Below are 6975 nucleotides of genomic sequence, written 5' to 3' on the forward strand. Positions count from 1 at the left end.
CTGCGGCTGCGCCGCAAGCTCGAGGCCGATCCCAGCCAGCCCCGCATCATCCTCACCGAGCGCGGCGTCGGATACGTCTTCGCTCTCCCCGTCGAGGTCGCGTGACGTCGAAGACCGCTCGTCGTCGCGGATCGGTCTCGCTCCGACCACGTCAGGGCGATCGCCATCACCCCGGATTCCGAGAGATCCGCACGTCCCTGTCCACGCGGACGGCGTTGCAGCCGTAACCCTCGCCGTCGCGATCCGCAGCCGCCCCGTAACGGGCGCCCTCCAGCCTCGCTCCTGGGATCGCCGCTTCACGCCGCGGCGCCGCCCTGAGACCGAAAGGACGAGTGCATGAAGGTTCTCCTCTGCTCAACGCCGGCGACGGGCCACCTCAACCCTCTGCTCGCCATCGCCCGCATGCTAACCAGCGAGGGCCACGAGGTCGCGGTGCTGTCCGGCACGGCCTTTCGCGACCGCGTCGAGGCCGCTGGCGCGCGGTTCCTGCCCCTGCCGGGACGCGCGGATATCGATGGACGTGATCTCCTGGCCGTCGTCCCGGAGCTGGCCATCACCTCGCCCGGGCCGGAATGGCTGCGCATCGCCATGGAACGCATCTTCGTCGACCGTGTGCCCGACCAGCACCGCGGCCTGCTGGATGCCCTCCAGGCCTTTCCAGCCAAGGTCGTGATCGGCGACGACATGTTCTTCGGAGTCCTGCCGCTGCTGCTCGGACCGCGCGCGGAACGGCCGGCGATCATCCTGTGCGGCACCTCCATCCTGCACTGCTCGCGCGAGGACAAGGCACCCCCGTTCCTCGGTCTTCACCCGGCGCAGACTCCCGGACAGCGGGAGGAGTACGGCCGGATCGCGCAGGAGCATGCCGCCGCCGTCGATGAGCCCGTCGCCCGCCGGCTCAACGGCGTCCTGGCGGAACTCGGGCTGCCGGCGCTGTCGATGACGCTGTTCGACTCGGTGGTGCGCCTCGCCGACACCTACCTGCAGCTCTCTGTGCCGGGGTTCGAGTTCCCCTTCGTGCTGCCGCCCACCGTGACGTTCGTCGGCGCGCTTCCCATCGTGCCGAACCAGGCGCCGCTGCCGCCCTGGGTGGCCGATCTCGACGGCACGCGACGGGTCGTGCTCGTCACGCAGGGCACCGTGGCGAACCACGATTTCGGGCTCCTCGTCGGCCCGACCCTCGCGGCCCTCGCCCGGGAGCCCGACATCCTGACCGTGGTGACGGCGGGCGGGCGCGGGCTCGACGCCATTCCGGGGCCGATCCCCGCCAATGCGCGGCTCGCCGCCTACCTGCCCTTCGAATGGATGCTGCCCCGGACGGACGTGATGGTGACGAACGGCGGCTACGGCAGCGTCAACCAGGCGCTCAGCCAGGGCGTGCCCCTCGTCGCCGCAGGCCTGACCGAGGACAAGGCCGACGTGAACGCCCGCATCGCATGGTCCGGCGCGGGCATCGACCTTCGCACGAACAATCCGGCGCCGGAGATGATCCGGCGCGCGGTGCGCACCGTGCTCGCCGAGCCCAGCCATCGACGGCACGCGCGGCGCCTTGCCGAGGAGTTCGCCGCCTACGATGCCAAGGCAGAGATCCTGCGGCTGCTGGCGCGCTACGCCAGGACCAGCGGCGGCCGGGTGCGCAACGCTGCCTGATCGCCGCACCGATCAAGGCTTGATCGACGACGTTGAGCGGCATCCGCGCCGACAAGGACCGGTGCCGCTCTCGCTGTTTTTCCCCAGCCATCCGAGGACAGACCGCGTAGTTTGCGCGCTCGCCCAAGATCGAAGCCCCTTTGCGATGTCGAATTTCCAAAGATTTCTGCTGAAATCAGCTCGGCACCGGGCCGAAATCACCCCGACATGTCGCTCGTCTACTCCTGAGCCTCCATCAGCGGAGATGATCGACGATGATTTTCAATCGGAACAGGGCTGTTCGGACCGGTACGCACGCCGCGCGGGGGATCCTCCTCCTGGTCCTGTCGGGAACCGGCGTGACGCGGGCCGAGCCCGTCCGGCAGTTCGCGCAGCGCGACATCGCCCCTGTCGGTTCCGTCACCCGCCCGGTCCCGTGGCCGGATACCCGCAGCCTGCGGCCGGCCGCGGTCGTGCGCGAGCATCGCAAGGCGCAGCGGATCATCGACCGCGTGTGCACGGGGTGCTGATGCGGGCGGCATCACTGCAGGAGCCCGGGACGCAGTCCCGGGCCATACCAGCCGCCGGCCTGGTCTCGCGCGTCGCGGCGGCAGCGGCGCGGCTCCGTCCGCTCCTGCCTGCCGCACGGGTGCCGCTGCTCGCGGGACTCGCGGCCGCGATCACACCGGAACCGGTCTCGCTCTGTCTCACCACCCTCTCGTTCGCGTGGCTCTCGTGGCGGATGCGGCACCTCCAGGCCAAGGATCATGAGGCGGTGCGACACCGGGATGCGCTCATGCGCCACGTCGCACCGGCCGTGGCGCGCCTCGCCGCGGAGGTCGACCTCGCCGTGCTGCGCGCCGGCCGGGAGCAGGATGCGACGGTCCTCTTCGCCGACATCCGCGGCTTCAGCACCCTGTGCGAGGACCTCCCGCCGCGCGAGGTCGCAGCCTTCCTCGAAGAGTTCCGCAGCCGCGCCGCACAGGCCATCGAGGCGGCGGGCGGCTTCGTCGACAAGTTCGTCGGCGACGAGGTGATGGCGGTATTCGGTGTGCCGGATCCGGCGTCGCGCGACGCGGACGACGCGCTCGCCGCCGGGCGGATGCTCGCGGCCGCGATGCGCGACTGGAGCCGGGAGCGGGAGGCCGCGGGATTGACCCCGGTGAGAATCGGCATCGGAATCCATCGCGGCCCGGTGTTCATCGGTGCGATCGGGGCGGACAGGGTCGAAGTCACCGCCGTGGGCGACACCGTCAACGTCGCGCGCCGCCTGGAGCAGATGACGCGGAGCCTGGACTGCGATTGTCTCGCCTCGGAGGCGGTGGCGCAGGCTGCGGCACCCGGGGAGGCGACGGCCGTGGCCGTCCGCAAGGTGCGCGGGCGCCGCGGCCCATTGCGGATCTTCGCCGTCGAGGCGGCATGACCCATCTCGCCGGCGGGGGACGCACCGCTTCACCGCCCCGCGAGGCAGCGCGCCACCGCCATCGCCACCTCGCTCGCCACGAGTGGCCATTGCACGATCTCGCCGACGCCCACGCGCGCAAGGACCGCCGCGTCGACGGAGGCCGCCGAACCGGCCGCGACCACGACCGGCAAGGTCCGCCCGCAGCCCGGCGCGGCCCGAAGGCGAAGCACGAGGTCGGCCGGCACGGACGGGCCGAGCAGCACGGCCGCGAACCGCTCGGGCGCCTGCGCGTGCGCGGCGAGGGCCCACTCGACCGTGCGGAACCCGACCGGCTCGTAACCGAGGGCGGCCAGCACCTCCTCGTCCCGCAGCAGCGAGGCCGGATCGGGGTTGATCACCATCAGGGTCTCGCCCTGGCCGAGCGGCAGACCGGACCGGGCCGCGTCCTCGTCCCTCGCCGCGTCCGCCATCACGGGAAGCCAGACCTCGAAGCGGCTACCCACCCCGGGCGCGCTCGACACCGAGAGGGCGCCGGCATGCTCGCGCACGATCTCGCGCACGGTCGCGAGGCCGAGGCCGTTGCCCGCCGGGCGGGTGGTGAAGAAGGGCTCGAAGATGCGGGCCCGCGTCGCCTCGTCCATGCCGCGGCCGCGATCCGCCACGGCGATGCGGATGTAGGGGCCCGGCGGCAGCGGGTCGGTGGTCTCGGGCGGGGTTCGGCCGACCTCCCCCGGTTGGACCGTGATGGTGATCCGGCCCTCGTTGTCGATGGCCTGCGCGGCATTGTTGCACAGGTTGAGCACCACCTGCTGCAACTGCGCCGCTTCGCCGGAGACGGTGGCGTCCGGGACCTCGACGTGCACATCGAAGTCGACGCTCGCGGGCAGCGAGGCCCTAGCCAGCGACACGCATTCGGCCAGCAGCGCCGCCACGTGAACCGGTCGCCGGCTCGCGTCCCGGCGGCGTCCGAAGGTGAGGATCTGCTCGACGAGATCGTGCGCCCGCTCCCCGGCGCGCCGGATCTCCCCGATCGTCCAGGCAGCCCTGTCTCCCGCCGTCACCTGGGCCTCGGCCATCTCGGTGTAGCCGAGGATCGCCCCGACGATGTTGTTGAAGTTGTGGGCGATCCCGCTCGTCAGCGTGCCCACCGTCTCCATCCGGCGGGCCTGTTGCAGCCGACCGGCGAGTTCGGAGCGGTCCCGCTCCAGGCGCTCGCGCCCGACCGCGTTGGCGAATACGTCGAAGGCCATGCGCAGCAGGCCGCGCTCTCCGCGCGGCAGCGTGAGGCGGGACCGGATCGTGTCGAAGCCGAGCAGACCCGCCTCGCCGGTCGTGCGGACCACGCAGGTCCAATCCCGCAGGCCGGCAGCCGCGACCGCGGCGCGGTCGGCCTCGTCCGGGAGATGTCGCTCCGGCACGAGATCGAGAAGATCGCCGCCACCGAAGGCCGGGCTTCCGGCGAGCGCGAGGGCGCGCGTCGGCCAGCCCGACGGCAACGTCATGCCGGGGCGGCACCACGAGATGAGGAGAGGGTCGCGGCTGGCGAGCAGGAAGTAGGCGCGGTCCGCTCCGATCCCCTCCGAGATCACCGCCAGCGCCGCCTCGATGCGGGCCTCGACCTCGTGAGGCGGCGCGTCGATGAAGCCGAGCGAGAGGCTGGCGATGAGGTGTTCGAGGGCGGCGCGCCGCTGCAACGCCCGCGCACGGGCGCGCAGCTGCAGCCCGAGATGGACCAGGGCTGCGAGGAGCACGATGGAGACGCCGTAGAGCAGGGCGCGGTAGCGCCGGGCACTCTCGCGCGAGATGCCCTGATGGGCGAGCACCGTGGCGCGCAGGGAAGACATCTCCTGCGCGACGGGCAGGGCCAGGAGGGTGTGCAGCACGCCATCCAGACTGGGGAGCAGGCGGTGCAGCATCCGCCCGTGCGCCAGCAGCGCCTTGATGTCCGGATGGCCCTGGCTCCCCGCCGCCGTGGCGAGTTCGTCCAGGCGCTCCTCGACCTCGCGGGTGGCCGCCGCGGAGGTGTCATGCGTCAGTCGCAGCATCGCGGCGGCGAGGTCGCTCACTCCGGTGAGGATCGCGTCGTCCCGCTGGGGATCCGCCATGCGCGCGCTGAACAGCCCGAAATACGCGAGCGAGTTCTGCAGGAGCGCGTTCTCGCTCTTGAACCGCTCGACCAGAACCTCCTGCTGGGCGAGCGCACCATCGAGCGCATCGAGGGCCGCCGGCATCTCCGTCCCCTCGGACGCGATCTCGCGGATGCGTCTCGCCCCCTCGTAGAGCGACGCGATCTCCTGCACGAGCGGGTCGTAGTTGCGCAGCACGCCGGAGCGGGCCAGCAGGAGGTCGCGCTGCAGGGCGCTTTCGGCGACCGTGACGCCGTCGAGGGTCTGCAGGGCGCGATCGTACAGCTCCGCGTCGGCGTTCACCGCGTGGAACGACAGCCATGTCAGCACCAGCAGGAGGAGCGGCACGGCGGGCGCCGCGAAGAGGGCGATCCTCATGATCGCGGCGGCGTGACGGGCCGGCCCCGATAGCGCCCGGTCAGAGTCTTCAGGAAGGCGGCGATCCGGTCGATGTCGTCGTCCGCGAGCGTCTGGTTGAGCTGGGCGAGCGCCATCCGGCGCACGGCCTCGCGCAGGGTCGGGGCGCTGCCGTCATGGAAGTAGGGCGCGGTTTCGGCGACGTTGCGCAGGCTCGGCACGCGCAGGATCGCCGGTTCGGGCGAGGCCAGGGGATGGAAGATCCCGTGCCGTTGCAGCAGGTTGGCGCCCACGTTGACGCCCTGGTGGCAGGAGACGCAGCCGAGCGACCGGAAGAGGTCGTAGCCGCTTCGCTCCTCGGGCGAGAGCGCCGAGGAATCGCCGCGCAGCCAGAGATCGAAACGGCTGTCGGGGGTGACCAGCGAGCGTTCGTAGGTCGCCAGCGCGCGCAGCAGGCCGTCGCGGTCGGGACCGCGCCCGAAGACCGCCCGGAAGGCCTGCGCGATCTCCGCATCGTCGCGCAGCCGGGCGAGCACGTCATCGACCCGCCCCCCCATGGACGCAGGACTCTCGATCGCCTCCTGGGCCTGCGCCTCCAGCGTCCGGATCTTCCCCTCCCAGCCGAGCCGGTAGCTCAGGGCCGCGTTGAACACCGTGCTGACGTCGAGGAGCGGCTTCGCCGCGCCGTGGGCCGGGTTGCGCGTCCGATTGTCCGCGCCGTTGCTGCCTACGTCATGACAGGAGGTGCAGGCGCGGGCGCCATCGCCCGACAGGCGCGGATCGGCGAACAGGTGCTCGCCCAGCGCCACCTCGCGCGGATCCGCGTCGGGCGGCGGGGGGATGGGCGTGATCGGCTCGCGCTCGCCGGCCGGCGCGGCGGGCACGCGGAAGTCGGCCATGTGGGCGGGCGCCGTCTCGACCAGCAGGAGCGCTGCGCCGAGTGCGTAAAAGCCCGCGGCCGGGGCGAGGAGCGCGGCCCACCTCACGTCCGCTCGGTCCGTCGGGGAGCGGATCGCGGCGCATCGGATCCGACGTCCCGGCCCTGCACCGGCCAGCCGGAATAGAAGCCGCTGGCCCCCGTGAGGGCGAGTCCGGTGACGAGATCCCGCCCGATCGCGCGCAGCACCAGGGCGGTGCCCTCGCAGCCGTGGTCCCAGCGGCGGCCGGCGGCGCTCAGGCAGCGGCGCAGATGCGTGCGGCGGGCCATCGATCCGCAGCCGGCGGGGGTGTTGCGCGAATTCATGGTCGACCTCGTGCGTGACAGGAGGTCCGACGCTCGGTCTGTGCGCCTACCGGGCGATGTCCGCATCCGGACATTCGCGTTACGACCGCAACACAGGCGCACGGCGAAAGTCATGCGACCTCGACGGGGAGAGCGAAGACGTACCCGACGCCGCGCTCGGTGAGGATGATGCGGGGCTGGCTGGGATCGGCCTCGAGCTTGCGGCGCAGCCGCAG

At 72.0% G+C, this 6975-nt stretch carries 8 protein-coding genes; 4 read left to right on the forward strand and 4 right to left on the reverse strand.

Features of this window, described 5'->3' with window-relative positions; genetic code table 11:
- The 4 genes from ACKUB9_RS33705 to ACKUB9_RS33720 form a co-directional block, all read left to right on the forward strand.
- Window positions 1–105, forward strand: a 105-nt coding sequence (locus ACKUB9_RS33705) for a winged helix-turn-helix domain-containing protein (protein ID WP_407530996.1), incomplete at its 5' end; no start/stop codon positions are given.
- Window positions 106–336: 231 nt separating this feature from the next.
- Window positions 337–1650, forward strand: coding sequence for a glycosyltransferase (locus tag ACKUB9_RS33710; RefSeq protein WP_407530985.1), 1314 nt, complete (start codon window positions 337–339; stop codon window positions 1648–1650).
- Window positions 1651–1988: 338 nt separating this feature from the next.
- The gene (locus ACKUB9_RS33715; protein WP_407530987.1) at window positions 1989–2159 is read left to right on the forward strand and encodes a hypothetical protein; all 171 of its coding nucleotides are present in this window, start codon (window positions 1989–1991) and stop codon (window positions 2157–2159) included.
- Between the two features lie 287 nt (window positions 2160–2446).
- Window positions 2447–3052 (forward strand): adenylate/guanylate cyclase domain-containing protein, encoded by a 606-nt coding sequence (locus ACKUB9_RS33720; RefSeq protein WP_407530989.1) that lies wholly within the window; start codon window positions 2447–2449, stop codon window positions 3050–3052.
- Window positions 3053–3081: 29 nt separating this feature from the next.
- Here the strand turns inward: ACKUB9_RS33720 and ACKUB9_RS33725 are convergent, their stop codons facing one another.
- The 4 genes from ACKUB9_RS33725 to ACKUB9_RS33740 all read right to left on the reverse strand — a co-directional run.
- On the reverse strand, window positions 3082–5538 hold the full coding sequence (locus tag ACKUB9_RS33725) for a two-component system VirA-like sensor kinase (RefSeq protein ID WP_407530991.1): 2457 nt from the start codon (window positions 5536–5538) through the stop codon (window positions 3082–3084).
- Window positions 5535–6503 (reverse strand): cytochrome-c peroxidase, encoded by a 969-nt coding sequence (locus tag ACKUB9_RS33730; protein ID WP_407530993.1) that lies wholly within the window; start codon window positions 6501–6503, stop codon window positions 5535–5537. The genes ACKUB9_RS33725 and ACKUB9_RS33730 overlap by 4 nt, the downstream gene beginning before the upstream one ends.
- Window positions 6500–6760, reverse strand: a complete 261-nt coding sequence (locus ACKUB9_RS33735) for a hypothetical protein (protein WP_407530995.1) — start codon at window positions 6758–6760, stop codon at window positions 6500–6502. Before ACKUB9_RS33735 ends, ACKUB9_RS33730 begins: the two co-directional genes overlap by 4 nt.
- Window positions 6761–6870: 110 nt before the next feature.
- Window positions 6871–6975: winged helix-turn-helix domain-containing protein (locus tag ACKUB9_RS33740; protein WP_407530996.1), on the reverse strand; the 105-nt coding region annotated here is incomplete at its 5' end.

The sequence above is a fragment of the Methylobacterium oryzisoli genome (assembly GCF_046557895.1).
GTDB lineage: Bacteria > Pseudomonadota > Alphaproteobacteria > Rhizobiales > Beijerinckiaceae > Methylobacterium > Methylobacterium oryzisoli.

Bases quoted from the DNA above. Each gene is read 5' to 3' on its own strand.
- ACKUB9_RS33710 (WP_407530985.1), top strand. From the start codon at position 337: ATGAAGGTTCTCCTCTGCTCAACGCCGGCGACGGGCCACCTCAACCCT.
- ACKUB9_RS33725 (WP_407530991.1), bottom strand. From the start codon at position 5,538: ATGAGGATCGCCCTCTTCGCGGCGCCCGCCGTGCCGCTCCTCCTGCTG.
- ACKUB9_RS33735 (WP_407530995.1), bottom strand. From the start codon at position 6,760: ATGAATTCGCGCAACACCCCCGCCGGCTGCGGATCGATGGCCCGCCGC.